Origin of the sequence: Bradyrhizobium quebecense, from assembly GCF_013373795.3 — a bacterium.
GTDB lineage: Bacteria > Pseudomonadota > Alphaproteobacteria > Rhizobiales > Xanthobacteraceae > Bradyrhizobium > Bradyrhizobium quebecense.
In genome coordinates this window covers 1,251,788-1,272,391 of record NZ_CP088022.1, presented here as the reverse complement: position 1 = coordinate 1,272,391, position 20,604 = coordinate 1,251,788, and the positions used below count along the sequence as shown (strand labels likewise).

General features: G+C 63.0%; 25 protein-coding genes. 10 read left to right on the top strand and 15 right to left on the bottom strand.

Translation table 11 applies throughout. From position 1 onward, the window contains the following. Positions 1 to 14 precede the first annotated feature (14 nt). Both HU230_RS05970 and HU230_RS05965 read right to left on the bottom strand, forming a co-directional pair. On the bottom strand, positions 15 to 1,529 hold the full coding sequence (locus tag HU230_RS05970; protein ID WP_210284273.1) for an O-antigen ligase family protein: 1,515 nt from the start codon (positions 1,527 to 1,529) through the stop codon (positions 15 to 17). Positions 1,530 to 1,560: 31 nt separating this feature from the next. After that, positions 1,561 to 2,745 (bottom strand): polysaccharide biosynthesis/export family protein, encoded by a 1,185-nt coding sequence (locus tag HU230_RS05965; RefSeq protein WP_176532495.1) that lies wholly within the window; start codon positions 2,743 to 2,745, stop codon positions 1,561 to 1,563. Between the two features lie 226 nt (positions 2,746 to 2,971). Between HU230_RS05965 and HU230_RS05960 the strand changes: the two genes are divergently transcribed. The 5 genes from HU230_RS05960 (at position 2,972) to HU230_RS05940 (ending at position 6,454) form a co-directional block, all read left to right on the top strand. Then, entirely contained in the window at positions 2,972 to 3,268 is a 297-nt protein-coding gene (locus tag HU230_RS05960) for a hypothetical protein (RefSeq protein ID WP_176532496.1), read from the top strand. 128 nt (positions 3,269 to 3,396) lie between these two features. Next, entirely contained in the window at positions 3,397 to 3,660 is a 264-nt protein-coding gene (locus HU230_RS05955; protein WP_176532497.1) for a hypothetical protein, read from the top strand. A 125-nt stretch (positions 3,661 to 3,785) separates the two neighbouring features. Beyond that, entirely contained in the window at positions 3,786 to 5,078 is a 1,293-nt protein-coding gene (locus tag HU230_RS05950; protein ID WP_176532498.1) for a hypothetical protein, read from the top strand. 7 nt (positions 5,079 to 5,085) lie between these two features. Further along, the gene (locus HU230_RS05945; protein WP_176532499.1) at positions 5,086 to 5,865 is read left to right on the top strand and encodes a metallophosphoesterase family protein; all 780 of its coding nucleotides are present in this window, start codon (positions 5,086 to 5,088) and stop codon (positions 5,863 to 5,865) included. Then, the gene (locus HU230_RS05940) at positions 5,858 to 6,454 is read left to right on the top strand and encodes a hypothetical protein (protein WP_176532500.1); all 597 of its coding nucleotides are present in this window, start codon (positions 5,858 to 5,860) and stop codon (positions 6,452 to 6,454) included. The genes HU230_RS05945 and HU230_RS05940 overlap by 8 nt, the downstream gene beginning before the upstream one ends. Positions 6,455 to 6,486: 32 nt before the next feature. Here the strand turns inward: HU230_RS05940 and HU230_RS05935 are convergent, their stop codons facing one another. Further along, positions 6,487 to 7,929, bottom strand: coding sequence for an undecaprenyl-phosphate glucose phosphotransferase (locus HU230_RS05935; RefSeq protein WP_224943032.1), 1,443 nt, complete (start codon positions 7,927 to 7,929; stop codon positions 6,487 to 6,489). Positions 7,930 to 8,024: 95 nt separating this feature from the next. On the opposite strand from HU230_RS05935, the gene HU230_RS05930 reads away from it, so the two are divergent. Beyond that, positions 8,025 to 8,330, top strand: coding sequence for a hypothetical protein (locus tag HU230_RS05930; RefSeq protein ID WP_173641812.1), 306 nt, complete (start codon positions 8,025 to 8,027; stop codon positions 8,328 to 8,330). Between the two features lie 12 nt (positions 8,331 to 8,342). Here the strand turns inward: HU230_RS05930 and HU230_RS05925 are convergent, their stop codons facing one another. Beyond that, a complete protein-coding gene (locus HU230_RS05925; protein ID WP_176532501.1) occupies positions 8,343 to 8,717 on the bottom strand; it encodes a helix-turn-helix domain-containing protein in 375 nt (124 codons plus the stop codon). Between the two features lie 668 nt (positions 8,718 to 9,385). On the opposite strand from HU230_RS05925, the gene HU230_RS05920 reads away from it, so the two are divergent. Beyond that, positions 9,386 to 9,574, top strand: coding sequence for a hypothetical protein (locus HU230_RS05920; RefSeq protein ID WP_176532502.1), 189 nt, complete (start codon positions 9,386 to 9,388; stop codon positions 9,572 to 9,574). 194 nt (positions 9,575 to 9,768) lie between these two features. Here HU230_RS05920 and HU230_RS05915 read toward each other — a convergent pair whose 3' ends face one another. The 8 genes from HU230_RS05915 to HU230_RS05880 form a co-directional block, all read right to left on the bottom strand. After that, on the bottom strand, positions 9,769 to 9,981 hold the full coding sequence (locus HU230_RS05915; RefSeq protein ID WP_176532503.1) for a hypothetical protein: 213 nt from the start codon (positions 9,979 to 9,981) through the stop codon (positions 9,769 to 9,771). A gap of 836 nt (positions 9,982 to 10,817) precedes the next feature. Further along, entirely contained in the window at positions 10,818 to 11,075 is a 258-nt protein-coding gene (locus HU230_RS05910; RefSeq protein ID WP_224943030.1) for a hypothetical protein, read from the bottom strand. Positions 11,076 to 11,136: 61 nt separating this feature from the next. Beyond that, positions 11,137 to 12,165, bottom strand: a complete 1,029-nt coding sequence (locus HU230_RS05905; RefSeq protein WP_420840845.1) for an NAD-dependent epimerase — start codon at positions 12,163 to 12,165, stop codon at positions 11,137 to 11,139. Positions 12,166 to 12,260: 95 nt separating this feature from the next. Beyond that, a complete protein-coding gene (locus HU230_RS05900) occupies positions 12,261 to 12,677 on the bottom strand; it encodes a hypothetical protein (RefSeq protein WP_092125202.1) in 417 nt (138 codons plus the stop codon). A gap of 55 nt (positions 12,678 to 12,732) precedes the next feature. Beyond that, positions 12,733 to 13,008: a hypothetical protein gene (locus HU230_RS05895; protein ID WP_176532504.1), complete on the bottom strand. Its 276-nt coding sequence runs from the start codon at positions 13,006 to 13,008 to the stop codon at positions 12,733 to 12,735. Positions 13,009 to 13,165: 157 nt separating this feature from the next. Then, positions 13,166 to 13,501 (bottom strand): hypothetical protein, encoded by a 336-nt coding sequence (locus HU230_RS05890; protein WP_176532505.1) that lies wholly within the window; start codon positions 13,499 to 13,501, stop codon positions 13,166 to 13,168. Positions 13,502 to 13,526: 25 nt separating this feature from the next. Beyond that, on the bottom strand, positions 13,527 to 13,685 hold the full coding sequence (locus HU230_RS05885) for a hypothetical protein (RefSeq protein WP_171948113.1): 159 nt from the start codon (positions 13,683 to 13,685) through the stop codon (positions 13,527 to 13,529). Positions 13,686 to 14,143: 458 nt separating this feature from the next. Next, positions 14,144 to 14,296 carry a hypothetical protein gene (locus tag HU230_RS05880; protein WP_176532506.1) on the bottom strand — a complete coding sequence of 51 codons (153 nt, stop codon included), beginning with the start codon at positions 14,294 to 14,296 and terminating at the stop codon, positions 14,144 to 14,146. Positions 14,297 to 14,551: 255 nt separating this feature from the next. On the opposite strand from HU230_RS05880, the gene ku reads away from it, so the two are divergent. Further along, complete coding sequence (gene ku, locus HU230_RS05875) at positions 14,552 to 15,529, top strand: non-homologous end joining protein Ku (protein WP_176532507.1); 978 nt, start codon at positions 14,552 to 14,554, stop codon at positions 15,527 to 15,529. 329 nt (positions 15,530 to 15,858) lie between these two features. Here the strand turns inward: ku and HU230_RS05870 are convergent, their stop codons facing one another. From HU230_RS05870 to HU230_RS05860, 3 genes are all read right to left on the bottom strand, one after another. Further along, entirely contained in the window at positions 15,859 to 16,305 is a 447-nt protein-coding gene (locus tag HU230_RS05870) for a hypothetical protein (RefSeq protein ID WP_176532508.1), read from the bottom strand. 52 nt (positions 16,306 to 16,357) lie between these two features. Next, positions 16,358 to 17,029, bottom strand: coding sequence for a transposase (locus HU230_RS05865; protein WP_176532509.1), 672 nt, complete (start codon positions 17,027 to 17,029; stop codon positions 16,358 to 16,360). A 154-nt stretch (positions 17,030 to 17,183) separates the two neighbouring features. Next, positions 17,184 to 17,348: a Flp family type IVb pilin gene (locus HU230_RS05860; RefSeq protein WP_176532510.1), complete on the bottom strand. Its 165-nt coding sequence runs from the start codon at positions 17,346 to 17,348 to the stop codon at positions 17,184 to 17,186. A gap of 323 nt (positions 17,349 to 17,671) precedes the next feature. Between HU230_RS05860 and HU230_RS05855 the strand changes: the two genes are divergently transcribed. Then, positions 17,672 to 19,306 carry a thiamine pyrophosphate-requiring protein gene (locus HU230_RS05855; protein ID WP_176532511.1) on the top strand — a complete coding sequence of 545 codons (1,635 nt, stop codon included), beginning with the start codon at positions 17,672 to 17,674 and terminating at the stop codon, positions 19,304 to 19,306. 82 nt (positions 19,307 to 19,388) lie between these two features. After that, positions 19,389 to 20,603, top strand: a complete 1,215-nt coding sequence (locus HU230_RS05850; RefSeq protein WP_176532512.1) for an NAD(P)/FAD-dependent oxidoreductase — start codon at positions 19,389 to 19,391, stop codon at positions 20,601 to 20,603. The last annotated feature ends 1 nt before the right edge of the window (position 20,604 follow it).

Genomic DNA, 20,604 nt, shown 5'->3' with positions numbered 1-20,604 from the left:
AGTTATCGCGCCAATTAAAACCCCTGCCCGGCCGCGCCGCCGGGCTCAGGCGCGAAATCAGCGTTAACTGGCGAACCGGCCGCAATACAGGCGTCCCTGTCGCCGCGAGCACTGCCGGCGCCCCTGCCGGAGCGGAAGGACTGTGACAGGCCCGCCCCGAGCATCGCGGCGATAACAACGGCATAGCCGGTGATCTGGAGCGAGAAATCAATCATCGAATGGAGTGCGCCGGCGGTCGACGCGCCGAGCGCCGCGAGCGGCACGATCACGTCGCGGCGACGGGTCCGCACGCCATGTGCGAGCACCCCGAAGGCTCCGAGCAGCGCGATCATGACCGCGCCGGCCATTAACATTCCACCGTCGGACGCCAGCTCGAGCCAGCTGTTGTGGGCCCGGTTCCAGGTCCCGCGCAACGAGATGTCGTCGGTGCGATAGGCCGGATAGACCCATTCGAAGGACCCGAAACCATCGCCGAGCCAGGGATGATCCCAGATCATCCGCAACGTCGCGCGATAGGTCGAGAACCGTCCCTCATCCGACAGGCCGATCGTGCTGAAGCGCGCGCCGACGCCGCCGCCGAGAAGTTGCAGCAGCGCCAGCGCAACCAGGCTGCCGACGCAAAGCGCCATGATCAGGCCGTAGCGACGCGGCATCCGGTTACGAAAGAAGATCGCGACAGCTGCGACCGCAGCGAGCAACGAGATCCCGACGCCGCCGCGCGATCCGGTCAGAAACATCGCCAGCAGGCAAGTGAGCCAGCCGAACGCATAGCCGGCGAGCCGACGCCGTGCCGGCATATCGAGGCGCGTCAACAGGCGTGGCAGGCTTGCCCGGTGCGACGGCCAGTGCCGCTCGATCAATTCGCAGCCGAACAACAGCCAGATCAGCGCACAGCAGCCATAATAGATGGCCGCCGTGTTGCGGTTGACGAAGGGAGACGTCAGCCATTCCAGATGGGCCTGCTTGTCGTGAAGCAGGAAGATCCGGGTGGGATCGATCGCGAAAGTGATGACGCCGAGGATCGCGTAGACCAAGCCGGCAATGGCCACCGCCCGCAGCAATCCGCGCGCCACTACGCGGTTCGCACCGAGCACGACCCCGATCGCAAAGCTGAGCAGGCAGACGATCCCGACGCCCGCTGAATAAAACGGCTGGTTGCGCGCGATCGTCGCGGCGGGCGGAAGCTCGGCCGGCAGCAATTTGCCGGCCTCTGCCCACAGCGCGTTCGGCGCCACGCCCAACCAGGGCCGCACCGCCGACTCCTCGTGCAGCACCAGCGTGGCGAGCGCGGTCAGCAGCGCCGTTACCGAGAGGATTGCAAGCTGGCTGCCGCGCAACGGCATCGGCAACACCCCGAGCAGCGCGACGCCGAGCAGAATCGACCAAATCGCCGGCGCGACGACCCCGACCGAGCCGAGCGGCAGCGGCGCCAGCGCGACGACGGCGCAGAACAGCCACGACGACCAGCGCACGGGCAACGGCAGTGCCGTCGCCTCGCCCGACCCGGAAGCTAATCGCAAACGTGTCATGAAGCCGGCCGCGCCGGCTCACGCCCGAGCATCAGGGCGCAAGCTTGATCGAATTACGAAGTAAAGTTGCGTTGTAGGCGGCCACGATCGGATCGTTCACCGTTGCGGTGACGAGGCGGATTTGCTGCATGAGCTTGGCGTCCTCGACAGATGCCGCGTTCGATACATAAAGCACGTCCTTGTTGCGCAACTGGAAACGCGTGGCCAGGAAATAGCCGGCCGGATCGCGGAAATTGATGTTGTAGACGACCGGGATGATCGGCCCTGAATATTTGCTGATGTCGACGCCAAGCTTGGCCGCCACTTCCGGCAGCTCGCCGCGATAGACGAACACCGAGGCCGGATCGGCCGAGGAATCGTTCAGGCCACCCGCCTTGGCGACCGCCTCGGCGAGCGAGATGCGCCAGGCCTCGAAATTGAACTGGCCCTGCGCGCCCGACGCGCCGAAGGCGACGAAGGTCTGCGGCTCGCGGTAGACATAGATGGTGTCGCCCGGATGCGCATAGATGTTGCTCTTGGGCTCGTAAACCAGCTGGCCGAACGGCACCGTGGTGCGCTTGCCGTCGCGCTCCAGCATCACCCAGGTATCGAAGCCCTGCCCCTTCGGGCCACCGGCGCGCGTGATGGCGTCGAGCACGCGCTCGCCCGCGGCGTTGGCGGGGAAGCGGTTAGGTGTGTTGACCTCGCCGAGCACAGAGATCAGCGAGGTGCGCTGCTCGATCAGGGCGACCACGGCCTGCGGCTCGATCGCGCGGTTCTTCAGCGCATCGACGATCGAGCGCTGCACCTCGGTCGGGGTGCGGTTCTTGGCGCGGATCGCGCCGGCATAGGGCACCGAGATGTTGCCGTCGGTATCGACGTTCTGGTTCGGCAGCGTGATGTAGTTGCCGGGACGCACGCCGGCCTCGGCCGGAATGAACAGACCGCCGGCGGCGGCCTCGAAGATCGTGACGCTGACGACGTCGCCAATACCGAAATGGATATCCTTGGGCGGCGGGCCTTGAATGCCGCCGGCGAGTTGCGGCGCGAATGACGCCAGCACGTTCTCGACCTGCGGCGTGATCTTGACCATCGCGTAGGGCAGACTTTCCGGATCCCGCTGCCCGGCGACGACATCAGAGCTCGTCGGACCGTTGGTCGGCATGTAATGGCAACCGCCGACCCAGCAGGCGGCCGCAAGCAATAACATTGCTCGAATGAAATTCGCACGCGACATTTAAAATGCTCCGGCCGTGCCGTAACACGCCGACCATCATAATCACAAGATTACGTGATATAGTGCACTGCAATTGATAAATAATGTTAGCAAGGTGAGGCAATTGAGCGACACCGGCGCGGCGCCGTGAGGCAACGGCCCGCGTGACCTCACTCTGGCTTTGATTTCGTGTGATGTTCCGATTATCTGTGAACGAGATGGTTTCAGTTAACCGATTGAGGGTTCGATGGCTCGCATAAGGCCGCTGGCGATTGCATTGGGAACCGTTGTGGTCCTGCTTGGCGGATCGGGCGCATTTGCTGCGGAATTGAGCATTTACAAGGCCCCGCGCACCGTCGAGCGGGTCAGCGCCAACTGCCAGCGGCTGCAGTATTGTCATGGCGATGTCTGCCAGTGGAAGCGGGTCTGCTGGCACGGTTGCCCGGATCGCTATTCCTGCGCGCCGCTCTATGGCGCCTATGGGCCGTATGGCGGCCGCGACTACTGGGCCGCCTACAGTTACGGCGACCTGCGCCCGTTCTGAATGTTATTCGATTAACAAAACCGTTGGCTACTCCAACGCCGGCCGGCACCGCGCCGACCGGTTTGCGACGACCGGTTTAACCCCGGCTTAGGATCCGGCCCGATAATATGCGGGCGCAGGGTTTGGTTATGTTATTTGTTTTGCTTGGCAATTTGATCGGCGGCGCTGTGCTCGGGCTGCGCCAGCACTGTCTGGTGCTGGTGCCGGTCGTGCTTGCGGAACTCATGCTACTGGCCGCCGTCGGCGTAGCGCGCCTCTTGTGGTCGGAGACCGCGCTGCTCATGATCACCGCCATGGTATCGCTGCAGGGCGGATATCTCGCGAGCACCTTCGCACCGCGGCTCCGGACCCGCACCTCGACACCGCTCGTCGCCCTGCGCCGCCCGCATTAACGCGGCATAACGCTGCCCCACCTTGCGTATCCGATTTCGATTGACCTCGCAGCGAGCCCGGGGCATCCCGCTGCCTTGCGTTCTCACCTTCCGCAGGACCTGTTTTCCAAGGATTTGCCCCTCCCGTGTGGAACGTCACGGCTTTCATCTGCATCTTGATCGGGACGTCGATTCCGGTGGGCTTCATCGACGCATCGCTCGCCATTGGCCTGGTCGGCGCAGCAACGTCGCTCGGGCTGCTGGCAAGCCTGACGGCGATCCGTCCAGGTGAACTGTCTTTCCTGAAGCGGGTTGCCGGGCCCGCCGTTGCGGTCGCCCTGGCGCCGCTGCTCTGGATCATCGTCCAGATGCTTCCGCTGCCGTTCTGGGCGCATCCGGTGTGGAAGTTCGCCGGCGAAACACTGGATGCATCGCTCACCGGCAGCATCACGATCGACACCGGCGCGAGCCTTGGCGCGCTGCTGCTCTGGCTGTCGCTGCTCTCGGTCATGATCACTGCTGCGGCGATCGCGATCGATGCCCGCCGGGCCGACATGGTGACCCGTAGCATCGTAGCGACGGCCGTAGCCGCGACCCTGATCCTGCTGTTGTACAGCGAGCCGATCAAAGCCTGGCTTGGCGCGGCCGACGTTGGGCGCGACGGGACAGCAAACGGATTCCTCGTCGTCACTCTGATTGGCGTTCCGCTCAGCCTTGTGCGCGCGCTCGACGTGGGAGGACATGCTGACGGCCGCACGGCGGCGCAGTTGGTGCGATTGCGCTGGCTGCTCGCCGCAAGCGCACTGTTCTGCGCTGCCAGCGCCTGCTGGTACGGGCGGCGCGGCGCCGCGATCGCGATCGTTGCAGGCATCGCGCTCGTCCTGATGACCTTCGCCGCGCGAAAACTTCATCTGCATCGCTGGAGCAGCGCTGCCGCTGCGGCTGCGATCGCGCTGATCGCGCTGGCAACGGCGATCGCCAACCGTCATCCCGACGTGGCGCTTGCCATCGCCTTCGTCCACGCGCCGGCCGAACTCGTGCAGTCGACCCACAATCTGCTCGCCGACCTGCCCGCGCTCGGCGGCGGCGCCGGCACCACGGCAACGCTGGCATCGACCTACATGGACTGGCAGGGGGCGACCACGCGGCCCGTGGTGGCGACCAGTGCCGCAGCCTTGATCGCGCAGTTCGGTTCCGCCATGTTCTGGACTTCACTCGCGGTTACGATCGTGGGCATCGCTGCGTTCACGGCCGGTGCACGCAATCGCGGCCGTGACTGGTCCTATCCCGCGGCGGCGGCAGCCGTGTTGCTGACGCTGACGCTCGCCGCCTTTACCTTGCCGGAATTGCCGGCGCTGCCCGGAGTGATCGTGTTGGGAGCCGTGATCGGAACAGGACTGGCACAGCGGATCAGCCGTTCACCGTTGCAGGCGGGCTAGACTACAGATGCGCAGCCTCCTCCGGCGTATGGTCGGCCAAACCGGCGACCTCGAACATGACGAGGGCGACGAGACCTGCATCTATGCCGTCGGCGATATCCACGGACACGCCGACCTGCTGCACGAGATCTGCGCACGGATCGATGCCGATATGCGCAAGTCGCGTCCGGCGCGGCCGATCCAGGTCTTCCTTGGCGACTACATCGATCGCGGACCGGATTCGCGCGATGTGATCGCGATGCTCGAACAACGCCGCCGGACCCACAGCGTGGTCTGCCTGCTCGGCAATCACGAGGCCTGCCTGCTGGAGTTTCTCGTCAATCCCGACATGCTCGCGCAATGGCGGCAATTCGGCGGCCTGCAGACGCTGATGTCCTATGGACTGACGCCCTCGCTCAATCCCGACGCCGCGGAACGCAGGGCGCTCGCCGGGCAGTTGGTCCGCCAGATGCCGCCGGCCCATCTCGCCTTCCTGCGCTCGCTGCCGATCACCTTTTCCTGCGGCCGCTATTTCTTCGTGCATGCCGGCGTCAGGCCCGGCGTCGCGCTCAAGCGGCAGCGCAAGGAAGATCTGCTCTGGATCCGCGACGACTTCCTGGTGTCGGAAGATGATTTCGGCAAGGTCGTGGTCCACGGCCATACGCCGGTGCACGAGGCCGAGCTGCTGCGCAACCGCATCAATGTCGACACCGGCGCCTATGCGACGGGCCGCCTGACCTGTGTCAAGCTGGAGGGCGCGCGGCGAACCCTGCTGATGACCGGCAACCGGGCAGCGCGCCATGGCTGATGCGAAGGCTGACGCGACCCGGCATCACCCACGGCAGCTGTCGCCGGCCTTCGTGCCGGCCGCAATCCTGATCGGCGCCGCGACGCTGGCGTTGTCGATCTGGTGGCTCGCCGCCGATGCATTGCGCGGCAAGCCTTCGCTCGCGGCCGCCCTCGGCGTGGTCAGGAGCGAGCTGTGGCTCGCCGACGGCTGGAGCGAGTTGCAGACCTCGCCCGAGGCGGCCGAAGCCGCCTTCACCCGCGCGCTGCGGCTCTCGCCGATGGACGCCGGCGGCTGGTTCGGCCTCGCCTCGGCGACCGGGCGGTTCGACTGGCTGAACCCGACCGCATCGAAGGCGCTGAAGATGTCCTACTACACCGGCTTCAACCGCAGCGACCTGGTCGCGCCGCGCCTGATCCTGCTGGCGCAGGTCGATACCACGCGCGATGTGGAACTGGTCGATCTGCTGCAGCGGCAGGTCCGCCTGATCCTCACCCGCGCGCCGGAGCTGAAGCCGGCGCTCGGCCAGGCCTATCGCATGGCAACCGATGCCAACCGGCGCATCATCGAGGCGGAATTCAAGGACGCCAGCCAGAGCATTCCGGAGTAGCGGGCGCCGGCACACGTCGGATGCCCGATCCGCTAGATTCCCTTGTGCCGCAGCACCGCGCCCACGGTGCGCAGCAGGATGCGCAGGTCGAGCACGAAGCTCCAGCTCTTGATGTAGATGAGGTCGTGCGCGACGCGCAGCTGCATGTCCTCGATCGCGGGAGTCGCGCCGCGCAGTCCCTGCACTTGTGCGAGACCGGTGATGCCCGGCTTGACGTGCTGGCGCTGCGCGTAGCTTGCGATCAACTTCGAATATTTGTCGTCATGCGCCAGCGCATGCGGCCGCGGCCCGACCAGCGACATGTCGCCGCGCAGCACGTTCACCAGCTGCGGCAGCTCGTCGATGCTGCGGCGGCGCAGCGTGGCGCCGATCCCGGTCAGCCGCGGATCGTTCGCGCGAGCCTGCGTGATGACATCGCCGTCCTCGAGCACATGCATGGAGCGGAACTTGAGGATGGTGAATTGCCTGCCGTCGAACCCGTTGCGGCGCTGCCGGAACAGGACCGGCCCCCTGGAGTCGAGCTTGATCGCAATCGCGGTCCCGATCAAAAGCGGCGCGAACAGCACCAGAAGACCACTCGATGCCACGATGTCGAACAGCCGCTTGCCGGCTCGCTCCACCGAGGTCAGTGGCGAGCGCTGCATTTCCAGCGTCGGTATCGGGCCAGACGCCACCATCCGCAGCGCCAGGAACCGCTCCGCCGTCCGATCCGGCAGCAGCCGCACCGGCAGCGGTGACGCCCGCAGCTGATCGCACACAAACTGGATGCGCGGTTCCTGCTGCCAGGGCATCGCCAGGATGATCTCGTCGGCGCCGCACTCCCGCGCCGCGCGAATGGCTGACGCGACGGCGGCGCGGTCGCCCGCGTCGTCGGACAGGCCGGACAACTGGATCCGTCGCACCTCGCTGAGGCCGAAATCGCGCAGCAGGCTCGATTGCCGCACCCGGGACAATTCGTCCGCCGTCCCGACCACCACCGCACGGCGCGTCGCCAGCATGCCGCGGTCGATCGCACGTTGCAGCGGCGCCTGCAGCAGCATCCGTCCGGCCACCAGCCCAAGGCCGCCGATCACGCCAAACGACATCACCGACCCGCGCGAGACGCCGGAGCCAACCTTCAGAAGGAAGATGATCAGGGTCATCAGCAGGACCACCAGCAGCCACCCGCCGAGCAGGCTGCTCCAGCGCCGGTCGAGACCGGCCAGCACCTGCGCATTGTAGAGGCCCTGCGACTTCGCCACGAACATGTGAAGGATGGCGGCGAGGACCCCGATCCCTAGAAAACCCTCGAAGCTGTTGCTATAAACCGTGTGGTAGTAAAACAGGTGATAGGCCGCGCCGCCAATGATGCTGGACAGCCCGACGATGATCATCTCGAAGACGACAGCAAACGCTTCGAGCGAGGCAAAAGCGAACGAGAAGGCGCCGAAGCTAACCGGTACCTTCGCTATTCGAGCGTCCGAAAGGTCCGCCATCGGGAATTAACATTCGTGTTAACAATTCACATGTTTAATATCAGGCAGGTCGTGAGCTCGCAAGACCTGCCGGCAATATCAGGCAGAGAGCGTCTATGAGTTCATCGGCTGGCGAAACCGAGGCCGCGCTGCTGGCCCTCCTCCATCTCATCCGCCTGATGGGCGCCGAGCTCGTCGCAGGCCAGCACCGCGACGACGTCGAGGTGCTGGTCAAGGCGGTCGAAACAAAGCTGCGATCAGCCCGCTTTCCGGCCGAAATGCCGAATCAGGACATTGTCAAAGGCCTGGATCTCGCACAGGCGAGGCTGCGTCCGATCCTCGAGGAGCTGCGCGCAAGATCCGAGAAAGCGCATCTGAGCGACCAGCTGCTGCTGGCTCCCAGGCCCTCGCGTATCCACTAGCGGCAGCTTACGTCAGCTCTGGACTTCACCACGGCGGGGCAAACCGTTCCCGCCGCTGGATCTGAGCGCAAGCTTCTCCTCGATCTTCATTTTCTCGAGCAGCAGGTCGGTCACAATCCGGCGCAGCCGTTCATTTTCCAGCCGCAATTCGTCAATACGGTTGTGGGCGTGGGGAATACCATCTCGATCATCTGCGCGAGCGGCAAGCTCGGTCACAGTACCATTCGGGTGATGGCCGCGTGCAGCCTCCTGCTTGCGCCAGCGGTGAAATGTCATCACGCTAACGCCCAGCACCTTGCACGCTTGGGCTTGTGACTGCCCCCGCGCCATGAGTTCCTCGGCTTGTTTGACCTTGGAACTGATCTCGTCAGTTGAATGACGCCTCATTGGTCATCTCATTGCCCCCTAGATTAGCAATCATCGCATGGCCTATAAGCTATGTAAATGCAACAGGAAATTCAAATTGAGGATTTCCCGGGGGGCCTTCGGGAGCCTCGAACTTGCCGTCGGCAGCGCCGCATTGTGCGAAGAAACACCGAAGCTGCAAGGTGTTTACCGGAATATATGAGCAATATTCCTGCCGTAAGACGACCTCACAGAAAAAGTTATACGACTTTTCTGCGCATGACAATTTGATCTGGATAACTGGCGCACCGTTTGCATTCCCGAATGAGAAGCAAATGAGAACATCCAATCGGTCCCGCGACAGATTGTGAGTGCACCATGCCTCTCCGCGATATCTACGCCGCCGGTCAGGCGAGAGTTTCACAACATTCTAACAAATTAATCCCGCGACCTTCGCGTCCGGCAGCTTGCGGGCACGCACGCGCAGCGGTAGTTACTAAGACGTTAGGTGTCATGAGAGTTTCAACATATTTGAGGATCATTTTCAGAAAACCTAACACTCATAGCTCGATCCGCGAATTATCAATTAGGCGCTTTCCCACCCGAGGCCATCAGGCGGAACCACGACCGCCCGACAATCCGCGAACTATTCTGTGCTGACGCTTGTCAGAGCCAGCCTCTGATCGACACATTTTACGAGGATCGACACTATGGCGCGTCTCAAGGTCTTCGAGGGGAAGCAATCCGCGTCCAACGAGGCGACCGACGCTTTGGAACGCCTCCTCGCGGAGAATTCCGAGCTCCGGCACACCGCCGTCGAGTTGATGTTGCAGACGTGGATCCTGCGCGAGCGCCTGTCCTACGTCGTGGCGCACAAGCCGGTGCGGCAAGAGCACTGACTGCCTGCCCTCACGACCACAAATTGTCCACGGCAAGATCAGCTAGATCGAGCCAGCTCGCCCAAAACCAGGATCGGGCGAGACAATATTCAATTTAAAATTGAATTGTCCATAGCAGCAGGCGCCGACATCCTCGCCAGACTGGCTTGGATGTGGCCGCAAATTCTGCTCAGTGAGAAATAGGCTGACGGACTTCAGCTGTGGTGAACCCGGCGCAATGCGACACGCGGGGCGTTCTGCTCACGCGACATGCCGAACGAACGAGACGCGGCTGGGCGCTCGTGGATTTCACGCAACGCGGCGATATCAAGCATCAGCGCAACGACTTCGTTGCGCAGCGATTGATTGGTTGCGAGCAACGCCTCTTCGATTGGCTGATGCGAATGTTGAACTTTGTGCTGCTTCATGGCGCGCCCTCGCTCTGCGGTTAGGGGTATGAGCGATGTGATTGAAGTTTCGATGACAGGGTTAGATCACACATATGGAATGCGGTTAATGGGGCAGGTTTGCGACGAACGTGGCTCCGCGATAAATTTTCTCAACCAGGTTCCACAACCTGATCGCGAAACGTTCGATCGACGGCCTTAAATGTGTCGTCGCGATGGGATGTCAGCGGCAGCGACGCGGCGCGCCGCCAAAGAGCGCAGCCGGCACTGACCGTGAGGCGCGAGCAAGAGCATGAAATCATTTGACGATCGTTGATCGCAGCGATCGCCGTCGAAACCGGCGACACGTCTGCTGGCTATCACAATGTCGCCGCGTCGATGGCTCGGGACGTGATGAAGTGTTCCAGCCTCGAACCAGATATTCCACCAAACACGGCGTGCACACACTAAATCTGCTGCTTTCGATCAATCAGCTTTCTTCGCCGCGCATAACAGGTTGAACCGAACAGCATGGATGCAGCGAACCGGCACCGCGTCCTCTGCAGTGATCGCAGAATATTTCGATCCGTTTCGGATCTCGAGGTCGCGGATCTGAGCATTCGGATCCGCCCTGACGATGCGGCGGAGGGAATCAACGCCACACATTCGATCATGCAAGATATTCACCTCGACCTGGCCGAATGCGACAATGCTATTCTAATTCGAAATGAGTGGTAATGAGGCATTCCGGCTTCAGCAGAGGCAGCGAAATGCCTTCGCGTCTCACATGCGCTTGCACGATTGCCACGGCGGACAGCAGCGGATTCGACCAACCGCCATAAGCATCGCTAATTCGCAACGTGCGTCGCGATCGTGCGCTATTTCGATTTGGGAGGCGTGTCGTCGCCCATCTTGCCGCCATTGGCGACGCATTTGTTGAAATAGTCGCGCTGATCCTTCGCCCCGCCCCTCGCGCTGCCGGAAGCAGGATTGCCGGGCTCTCGCGGCGGAAACGCCCGCGCGACCAAGGCATCGCAGGTGCGTGCGACCTGGGCGTCGATCGCGTGCGCCGGAACGATTGCGCCGGACATGATGATCACGGCTGACGCGAATGCAAAACCACTGATAACTCTCATTGCCGCGCTCCGTTCCACGCCGCGCCAGGTTTTTCTCGAGCCGGAATTCGCAAGGAGCGCACTAAGTCCGATCGACATTGTGATAAGCCCGATACCAGGCGACAAATTTGGCAATGCCGTCCTCGATCCGCGTCTGCGGCCGAAAGCCGATTTCACGCTCCAGATCGGAGACATCGGCTGACGTCTCCATTACATCCCCAGGTTGCATTGGCAACAACTGCCTTTCAGCCTGCCGGCCGAAGCCCTGCTCGAGCAGCGCGACCACATGCATCAGTTCTTCCGGCCTGCTATTACCGATGTTGTAGACGCGCCACGGCGCCTTGCTCGAACCGGGGTCGGGATGCGCGCCCGACCAGTTGACGTCGCCCTCGGGCGCGCGGCCGATCAGCCGCACCATCGCCTCGACCACGTCATCGACATAAGTGAAGTCGCGCCGCATGTTGCCGTTGTTGAACAACTGGATCGGCTTCCCTCCGGTGATCGCATCCGCAAACTTATAGAGCGCCATGTCCGGCCGATACCACGTCCCATATACGGTGAAGAACCGCAGCCCCGTCGTCGGGATGCGATAGAGGTGGCTGTAGGAATGGGCGAGCAGCTCGTTGGCCTTCTTGGTCGCGGCATACAGGCTGACCGGATGATCGACGTTGTCGTGGACCGAGAACGGCAGCTTGGTGTTGGCGCCATAGACCGACGATGACGACGCAAACAGCAGATGCCGGCACGCAGTATGCCGGCAGCCCTCGAGGACGTTGAGGAAGCCCTCCAGATTGGAATCCATGTAGGCATGCGGGTTCTGCAGGGAGTAGCGCACGCCGGCCTGGGCAGCCAGATGCACCACGACCTCGAAGCGATAGCGCTCGAACAGCGCTTGCATCCCGGCGCGATCGGCGAGGTCGAGTTCCAGGAAGGTGAAGCCACGGTGCTGCTTGAGCAGATCGAGCCGCGCGTGCTTGAGCGCCGGATCATAATACTGGTTGAGATTGTCGATGCCGATGACCGGCTGCCCTGCCCGCAGCAAATGCTCCGCCAGATGGAAGCCGATAAAGCCGGCGCAGCCCGTGACGAGTAGATTGCCTGCGATCACCACGTTTCGCCTGTGCCTTTCGCCTTGCGCCGGACCAGGTCGCACGCCGTCAGGCGCGGGCCGCAGCTTCCGGCTTGGCGTTGCGGCCGCGGGGCGCGTCAGTTGCTGGCGGCCGGAGGTTTGTAGTCAGGAAAGCGGCTCAGTACCGCGGCCTTCATGAACTTGAAGTGCGCAATCTCGGTCGCCAGTTCCTTCAGCCGACGCTGGCCGTTGGAGATCTCGGCGTCAAACAGGTCTTGATGATAGTTGTCAAGCGCCTCGCGTTCCAGATACTCGTCGGTGCCGTTGCCCAGCGTCACCGCCGCGCGGGCCAGAACATCGTCGACACGGCGGCCAAGGCCGGATTGCTCGCTTTCGGCCGCCTGCAACGCGGCCTCGATCGCTGCCATGATCGATCCGATTCGGGCGCGATCGGTCTCGGCATCGCGCTCGGCCGAGCGTGCCTTGAAACCTTCCTCGCTCCGCCGCGACCTGATCAGGTCATGCGCGCGAGCCCGCAGAAACAGTTGAAACATCTGTCAGTATCCGGTTCGGGCCCACTCAGGCAGTATCGCTCAAAATCGCCCGGTCTTAGTTAAAAAAGGGTGAACTATCCTGTTGCCCGGCCCTCAGGTCGGCCTTCCACTTGATCCAGGCCTTGTCGTGCTTGTCATAGAGCTCGACCCACCGTCCCTCGACGGCTGACGGCATCAGCTCCGCACCGTGGGCTTCCCCGCCCAGCATCGGCAGGGAGGCGTCCAATCCTTCGAATTCCGACGTCTCTTCAAGCGTAAGACCGACCAGCACGCGCCGTCCGCTGACATCGACGACATACCGCCTTGGCGAATGCCCCCTGAGATCACTCATACGTGCAAGTTCCCTCACGATGCGCGGGCCAACGGCAACACCCCGCCGGCACGCGAACCCAGCCCGGCTGCCGCAACGAAGACAAGATGACCGATTGCATGTCGCCCGCCAACCCCAACTCACGCCACTGTCGCGCTACCTCTGCCGAGCTAGCCCGCTAGAACGCGCGGCGCATATGGCCGAATGCGGTGACCGGCTGTTCCCGCCTCGCCGATTTGGCGGCTGGCGGCGCCACATACGGCGCATAGATCCGATATTGCGCGCGGCGCTTGCGCGATCGCCACGAGCGCGTGGCGAAACCGGAGAAGAAGCCGGCAACGAACGCCGCCGCAAGGATGAGAACAGGAGAAAGCATCACATTCATCCACGTTATAACCGATGTTATTAACATTCGGAGTTGTGACGACATCATGATTGCGCGCGCCGAAAGAATGTTCAGCCGCTGGAATTTTTTGTGCAATCGAACGGCGCGACAATGACCCGGCGCCCACATCGGTTGTTCTCGCGCGCGAGGCGCCTCAGGAGAACCACCACAGCATGAATTTCAGGAACATCGAGCTGAGCAGATAGATCCACCCCGCCATCGCCAACAGCGTCAGTCCGACGAAGGCACCTGAAACGCTTTTCTCCTTGAGGCGCGCCAGCAGCGAGTTTTTTTCTTCTTGCGGATAGAACATCTCAAGCTCAAGACGCATCTGATTCAAATCAGCTAGCAGCCAATTTCGATGATCTCATGACGCGTCACGGCGGCAATTCGCTTCGCACGTCACAGATCTCGGCTGCAAAATCTCGTGAAGGCGAAGGCCGTCGACGACGATTCATGGCTCACGTCCTGGCTGACAAAGTCTTGGCTCAAGAAAATTCCGCGTGACACGGTCAGCGATCGGCTCCCGCGACCTCAGCAGTCCGCGCGCCGGAATTTTTCAGTTGCGTGATATTGCGCGCTGCGCCGCGGATGCGCGTCGCGCGTCAAACCAATCGTCGAGCCAGAGAATGCCATGCGACCGCACGCACGAGGGCCGTGGCGAGCTGTAGGCGTGATCGACCGCACACCCCGCAAGCGCATGGTGGCCGCCCTGCTTGTATCTCAGTTTAACAAGCAAGATCTCGCATGCGGGAGGCCGCGATCGCAGCGTTACACCCGGAAAAAGGCGAACCAGATAATTCCGAGGATCAAGACTGCGAGCCCGGTCGAGGCCGTGAGCAGCGCGAGAACCGATGGTCCGGGCTCGGCCTGGCGCGCCTCGGTCGGGGTTTCGATGATCTGACCGTGTCGTTCCGTTGCCATGGCGACCTCGTTGCTTAAGTGCCTGAAATTCCGGCGATTGCCGCTCCCCTTCGGAGGGCCAACGCGTGATCCGGAGCGATGTTCCGGGGCCGTTTGACTGTTGCCCAACCGTTGTCGCCGCCACCGCGTCAAACGGGCGCAGGCTTGAGGCCACGGTTAACGCCGTTGCCAAATTCACCGGGCCGCGATGTTTCAAACCGGGGTTCCCGGTGTTATCCTTGATCGTTCCGTCGGTTGCGTAATCGGAGTTTCCCTATGGCCCCCCGCGCCAACTGGAAGGGCTTTTTGCGCCTTTCGCTCGTGACTTGTCCGGTTGCCCTGTATCCGGCGACGTCGGATACCGAGAAGGTCTCCTTCAACCAGATCAACCGCAAGACCGGCCACCGGATCAAATACGCCAAGGTCGACGCGGAGACCGGTGAGGAAGTCTCCGCCGATGACATCATGAAGGGCTACAAGGTCGACACCGACACCTATATCGAGGTCACCAAGGAAGAGCTCGACGACATCGCGCTGGATTCGACCCGCACCATCGAGATCGACGAATTCGTGCCGCGCAGCGAGATCGACAGCCGCTATCTGATCCGCCCCTATTATCTCGTTCCCGACGGCAAGGTCGGCCACGACGCCTTCGCGGTGATCCGCGAGACCATCCGCAGCATGGACAAGGTCGCGATCGGCCGCGTGGTGCTGACCAACCGCGAGCACATCATCGCGCTCGAGCCGCTCGACAACGGCCTGATGGGCACGCTGTTGCGCTACCCCTACGAGGTGCGCAGCGAGAAGGAATATTTCGACGACATCCAGGATGTGAAGATCACCAAGGACATGCTCGACCTCGCCAAGCACATCGTCGAGCAGAAGTCCGCCGAGTTCGATCCGGAGGATTTCGAGGATCGCTACGAGCAGGCGCTGATCGACCTGATCAACCAGAAGCGCAACGGCATCAAGATCGCCAAGCCCGCGGCGAAGGCCGGCGGCAATGTCATCAACCTGATGGACGCGCTGAAGAAGAGCCTCGCCAACGAGAAGCAGGCCGCTCCGGCCAAGGCCGAGGCAAAGGCGGCGAAGGGCAAGAAGCCGAAGAAGCGCATCGAGGGCCAGCGCGAGATGCTGCTGCCGATCTCGGGCAGCGGCAAGCGCGAGCCCAAGGAGGCGGTCAAGCCCGAGCCGAAGAAGGCCGAGAAGCCCGCGCGTGCACAAGGCACCGCGGCGCGGAAGAAGGCGGGTTGAGGTCGCGGCGCTGCGATTGTCGATTGATCCCGAGCCGAAATGCCCTGGTCGACGAACGGATCGCGCTGCATCGCGATGACACGCTTGTCACGTTGCAGTGCCTGCGCCGCGTCCGGCCGCGTTGATCAGATGCTCGACCGCGATCTGCCAGCGCGGCTCCTGCTGGGTGCCTTCCGATAGCTTCATAATGTAGTCGGTGCACCGACGCCAGCGTGGCATCTGAGAGCACCAGAGGAGGTGCACGTTCGCTGGACGGGAGTAAATTGAGTGCACTGTCACTGCAATTGAACTGTTGCAGTTTATTGCGGGTCGATTTGAGCTGCAGAAGGTCAATGCCTTCGTCCCCTCAGCGTCACATCCGCCGCTCGCACTGCTTCCACTTGATCGTCCGATGCAACAATCGCTTCGTACATAGCCTCGTGAAGCTGTCCAGGATCAGGAGATAGCGCGAATGCCAATGCTGCTGCCGCCCTCGCCTTCCGAAACACGAGCAAAGCCTCTGGTGTTGTCCCGTCGGCATCTTCGCTAAGCTTGAGATATTGCTCGTCGAACTTCTCAGTTAGAGAGTCGAGCTTGCGCCGCACGGCGAGTTGATCTCCTCGTCCACGACGAAGAAAGTCAACGGCGGCGTCTATTTCATTTCCCTGTAAGCCAGTGCCCGCGACAGCAACGAGACATGCTGTCAAGGTCGCATGTCGCCGTTGCTCATCGTCAGCCTTTCGGAAAGAATCCGCCAAACTTGGTGATATCGAATCAAGACGCAGACGAACTCCCATCAAGGTACTTTCAATGGTGTTACGGTGACAGTGCACTCAATTCTTCCGATGATCAATCTTCATCCTCGGCCGATGGCTTGGGTCCGCGCTTGCCGGGCTTGAGAATTCGTCCGGTCTTGCGTTCGAGGCGGCTGAGAAAACGGTCGTCACCGAGCGGCCTGCCGACGCTCTCCGCGGCGCGGAGCGAAGCGAACAGGTCGGCCTCCGGTTCGGATGCCAGCAGATCGGCGAAATTCGGGAAGCGATCGCGCACCGGCGCCAGCGTCGTGACGCCGTCGTCCTTGCCGCGAAGATGCGCTCGCACGCTCGACCAGCGCCAGTCCTGCGCCCGCGCCACCAGGCGCGCCCGCACCGGGTTCAACGACACGTAGCGCAGCGCCGCCGTGAGATGCTGCTCGTCCATGACGACGGCGCCGAACCTGCCCTGCCAGAAATGGCCGGTGCGCTTGCGCCGCCCCTGGATCGTTCCGGCATAGGTCCGATGCACGCGGGCCAACGCCCGGCGCAGCCCGTCGCCATCGGAGGGCACAAGGATGAGGTGCACGTGATTTGGCATCAGGCACCAGGCCCACACCTCGACGCCGGCCGCAGCGCAATTGGCGCCGAGCAGATCGCGATAGAGCGCATAGTCGCCATCCCCGAAAAACGTCTGCGCGCGGCCATTGCCGCGCTGAGTGACGTGGTGCGGATGACCTGGGACGACGACGCGGGCGAGACGGGCCATACGGCATGATGCCCGTCCGGCAGACGGAAGTCAAATTTAGTGCACTGTCACCGTAATTTGTAATTTGATGTTCGCGCGCATCGCGATGCTCGCGCGCTAAATGGAGACGGCGGAGGCGACTGAATCAGAAGGTGTGAAGCGTGTCCGGCGGCGATTATTTGAATGCCGAAGTGACGGCAGTGAACTGGCCGCTCACACTGGTGCCGATGCCTCTGACGCCGGCGACGATCACGATGCTGATGCCGCCGGCAATGATGGCGTATTCGATCGCCGTAGCCCCGACGTCATCGCGCAGAAATCTTGCAAGCAACGCGCGCATGAAAAGCTCCTGTCCGACGCCCGCGGCTTTTTCTCCCGCGCCGTAGCAATATTCCAGCAAAACTAGGCCACATTGGTTGACGGCCCATTGATGGACACGATGAACGATCGCTTAAGGGTTGCAGAGAAACTCGCTGCTAGTTCTGCCTGCATCCCGTCCTCGCCCCGCAAGGCGGCAAGCCGCGATTGGGCGTAAACGCATATCAGGACTACCTGATCCGGCCCCGGCGGCGCTTTACCCTCGCGGCGGAATCCTGTTCCTTTATCGGACAGGACGACAACGAGGCCGGAACGAACCGGCCGCATCCAAAGGGAGTGAGCGTCATGAAGCTCGGCACCGCGATCGCGGAAATCATGAAGCGCGAGGGGATCGAGATCCTCACGGGCTACCCGGTCAACCATCTGATCGAATACGCCGCCAGCGCGGACATCCGCCCCGTGATGGTACGCCAGGAGCGCATCGGCGTGCACATGGCGGACGCAATCTCCCGCGTCACCTCGGGCGAGAAGATCGGCGCGTTCTGCATGCAGCACGGACCGGGCGCCGAGAACGCGATGGGCGGCGTCGCGCAGTGCTACGGCGAATCCGTACCCGTCCTGGTGCTACCGATGGGTTATGCGCGCCGGCTTGCCAACATCGATCCGAACTTCAATTCCAGCCAGGCGATGAAGGCGTTCTCGAAATCCTCGGAGCCGATCAACATCGCCGCTGAGGTCTGCAACATCTTCCGCCGCGCCTTCACCAAATTGAAGAACGGCCGCGGCGGGCCGGTGATCGTCGAGATCCCCGCCGACATGTGGAACGAGGAGGCGCCGGAGCCCCTGAACTACACACCGGTGCTGCGCACCCGCTATGGCGCCGATCCCGTCCATGTGAAGGAAGCCGCAACCCTGCTCGTCAACGCCAAGCGTCCGGTGATCTATGCCGGCCAGGGCGTCCACTATGCGAAAGCCTGGCCGCAGCTGAAGCGCCTCGCCGAGCGGCTCGCGATCCCGGTCACCACGAGCCTCGGCGGCAAGTCGTCATTCCCCGAGACGCATCCGCTGTCGCTCGGCTCCGGCGGCCTGGCCGTGCCGCGCGCGGTGCCGAAATTTCTCGGCGAAGCGGACGTGATCTTCGGCATCGGCTGCTCCTTCACCGAGACGTCGTTCGGGATCGCAATGCCGAAGGGCAAGACCATCATCCATTCGACGCTCGATCCGAACCACCTCAACAAGGATGTCGAGGCCACAATCGGGCTCGTCGGCGACGCCGGCCTCGTCCTCGACGCGCTGCTTGAGGAGATCGGCAAGACCGTGACCGCGGACCGCAACGCCAGCGTGGTCACTGAAGAGATCGCCGCCTCCCACAAGGAATGGCTTGTCAAATGGATGCCGAAGCTCACGCATAACGACGCGCCGCTCAATCCCTACCGCGTGCTGTGGGATCTGCAGCACACCGTCGACCTCCACAACACCATCATCACCCACGACGCCGGCAGCCCGCGCGATCAGCTGTCGCCGTTCTGGAAATCGGTCGAGCCGCTGTCCTATATCGGCTGGGGCAAGACCACGCAGCTCGGCTACGGGCTTGGTCTTGCGATGGGCGCCAAGCTGGCAAAACCGGACAAGCTCTGCATCAATGTCTGGGGCGACGCCGCGATCGGCTTCACGGGGATGGATTTCGAGACCGCGGTGCGTGAGCGGATTCCGATCATGTCGATCCTGCTCAACAATTTCTCGATGGCGATCGAATTGAAGGTGATGCCGATTTCGACCGAGAAATACCGTTCGACCGACATCTCCGGCGACTACGCCGCGATGGCCCGGGCCTTCGGCGGCTATGGCGAGCGGGTGATCAAGCCCGAAGACATCATCCCCGCGATCAAGCGCGGCATCCAGAAGACCAGGGAAGGCGTGCCGGTGCTGCTGGAATTCATCACCAGCAAGGAGACCGAGGTGTCGCGGCCGGGGACGTGAGGGCACCTCACACGCCCTCACCCACTTGATTTGACCTCGCCTGCACGGGCAAGCTCCCTCCGATCCGAGATCGGAGGGAGAGATGGCGCGCATCCTGGTGCTGGGTGCCGGCTTTGCCGGTCTGTGGGCGGCGCTCGGTGCGGCCCGCAAGCGCGACGAGATCGGCCCGCGGGCTAACGACACCGAGATTCTCGTCGTCGATCGCAACGCCTATCACAACATCCGGGTGCGCAATTACGAGGTCGATCTCGGCGATGTCGCGCTGCCGCTGCAAGACCTGCTCGATCCGGTCGGCGTCAGGCATAGGGTGGCCGAGGTCGCGGCGATCGATCCGGCGCAGCGCGAGGTCGGCGTCAAGACGAGCTCCGGCGCGGACACGCTGACTTACGACCGGCTGGTGCTGACGACCGGCAGCGAGCTGGTCCGCCCCGCCATATCGGGCCTTGCCGCGCATGGCTTCGACGTCGACACCTACCAGGCGGCGATGCGGCTCGACACGCATCTGGCGACGCTCGGCAAGCAGCCGCCCTCGCCGGCCCGCGCGACGGTGGCCGTGGTCGGCGCCGGCTTCACCGGGATCGAGGCCGCGGCCGAGATGCCGGCCAAGCTCGCGCACGCCGGCATCGCCGGCGATCACCGCGTCATCCTGATCGATCCCAATCCGGTGGTCGGCGCGACGTTCGGCGCGCATGGCCGTCCCATCATCAACGAGGCGCTGGCCGCCCTCGGCGTCGAGACGCGGCTGAACGTCAGGGTCAGCGCCGTCGGCGCCGACAGCATCACGCTTGATAGCGGCGAGATCATTCCGGCCGCTACCGTGGTATGGTGCGCCGGCATGCGCGCGAGCCCCCTCGCCGCGATGCTGCCGGTGAAGCGCGACGCGCTCGGCCGCCTCCTGGTCGACCATTGCATGCGCGTCGAGGGCCTCAATCGCGTATTCGCCGCCGGCGACGTCGCGGCCTGCCTGATCGATGGCGAGCATCCGACCGTGATGTCGTGCCAGTTCGCGCGGCCGATGGGCCGGTTTGCCGGCCACAATGTGGTCGCGGATCTGTTCGGCGAACAGCTGCTGCCGCTCACCATCGACTGGTATGTGACGGTGCTCGATCTCGGCGCCTGGGGCGCGCTCTACACCACCGGCTGGGACCGCGAGGTGCATACGTCAGGCGCCGCCGCCAAGCTCACCAAGCAGATCATCAACCAGCAGCGCATCTATCCGCCGCGCAACGGCGATCGCACCGCACTACTTGCGGCCGCGGCGCCGACGATCCAGACGGCACCGCCGACGCGTAAGTAGT

Bases quoted from the DNA above. Each gene is read 5' to 3' on its own strand.
- HU230_RS05885 (WP_171948113.1), bottom strand. From the start codon at position 13,685: ATGTTCTATCCGCAAGAAGAAAAAAACTCGCTGCTGGCGCGCCTCAAG.
- HU230_RS05915 (WP_176532503.1), bottom strand. From the start codon at position 9,981: ATGAAGCAGCACAAAGTTCAACATTCGCATCAGCCAATCGAAGAGGCG.
- HU230_RS05890 (WP_176532505.1), bottom strand. From the start codon at position 13,501: ATGTGGGCGCCGGGTCATTGTCGCGCCGTTCGATTGCACAAAAAATTC.
- HU230_RS05930 (WP_173641812.1), top strand. From the start codon at position 8,025: ATGAGTTCATCGGCTGGCGAAACCGAGGCCGCGCTGCTGGCCCTCCTC.
- HU230_RS05970 (WP_210284273.1), bottom strand. From the start codon at position 1,529: ATGACACGTTTGCGATTAGCTTCCGGGTCGGGCGAGGCGACGGCACTG.
- HU230_RS05850 (WP_176532512.1), top strand. From the start codon at position 19,389: ATGGCGCGCATCCTGGTGCTGGGTGCCGGCTTTGCCGGTCTGTGGGCG.
- HU230_RS05880 (WP_176532506.1), bottom strand. From the start codon at position 14,296: ATGGCAACGGAACGACACGGTCAGATCATCGAAACCCCGACCGAGGCG.
- HU230_RS05900 (WP_092125202.1), bottom strand. From the start codon at position 12,677: ATGTTTCAACTGTTTCTGCGGGCTCGCGCGCATGACCTGATCAGGTCG.
- ku (WP_176532507.1), top strand. From the start codon at position 14,552: ATGGCCCCCCGCGCCAACTGGAAGGGCTTTTTGCGCCTTTCGCTCGTG.
- HU230_RS05925 (WP_176532501.1), bottom strand. From the start codon at position 8,717: ATGAGGCGTCATTCAACTGACGAGATCAGTTCCAAGGTCAAACAAGCC.
- HU230_RS05870 (WP_176532508.1), bottom strand. From the start codon at position 16,305: ATGGGAGTTCGTCTGCGTCTTGATTCGATATCACCAAGTTTGGCGGAT.
- HU230_RS05940 (WP_176532500.1), top strand. From the start codon at position 5,858: ATGGCTGATGCGAAGGCTGACGCGACCCGGCATCACCCACGGCAGCTG.
- HU230_RS05960 (WP_176532496.1), top strand. From the start codon at position 2,972: ATGGCTCGCATAAGGCCGCTGGCGATTGCATTGGGAACCGTTGTGGTC.
- HU230_RS05855 (WP_176532511.1), top strand. From the start codon at position 17,672: ATGAAGCTCGGCACCGCGATCGCGGAAATCATGAAGCGCGAGGGGATC.
- HU230_RS05895 (WP_176532504.1), bottom strand. From the start codon at position 13,008: ATGAGTGATCTCAGGGGGCATTCGCCAAGGCGGTATGTCGTCGATGTC.
- HU230_RS05955 (WP_176532497.1), top strand. From the start codon at position 3,397: ATGTTATTTGTTTTGCTTGGCAATTTGATCGGCGGCGCTGTGCTCGGG.
- HU230_RS05945 (WP_176532499.1), top strand. From the start codon at position 5,086: ATGCGCAGCCTCCTCCGGCGTATGGTCGGCCAAACCGGCGACCTCGAA.
- HU230_RS05920 (WP_176532502.1), top strand. From the start codon at position 9,386: ATGGCGCGTCTCAAGGTCTTCGAGGGGAAGCAATCCGCGTCCAACGAG.
- HU230_RS05965 (WP_176532495.1), bottom strand. From the start codon at position 2,745: ATGTCGCGTGCGAATTTCATTCGAGCAATGTTATTGCTTGCGGCCGCC.
- HU230_RS05860 (WP_176532510.1), bottom strand. From the start codon at position 17,348: ATGCGCGCGTTGCTTGCAAGATTTCTGCGCGATGACGTCGGGGCTACG.
- HU230_RS05910 (WP_224943030.1), bottom strand. From the start codon at position 11,075: ATGAGAGTTATCAGTGGTTTTGCATTCGCGTCAGCCGTGATCATCATG.
- HU230_RS05935 (WP_224943032.1), bottom strand. From the start codon at position 7,929: ATGGCGGACCTTTCGGACGCTCGAATAGCGAAGGTACCGGTTAGCTTC.
- HU230_RS05865 (WP_176532509.1), bottom strand. From the start codon at position 17,029: ATGGCCCGTCTCGCCCGCGTCGTCGTCCCAGGTCATCCGCACCACGTC.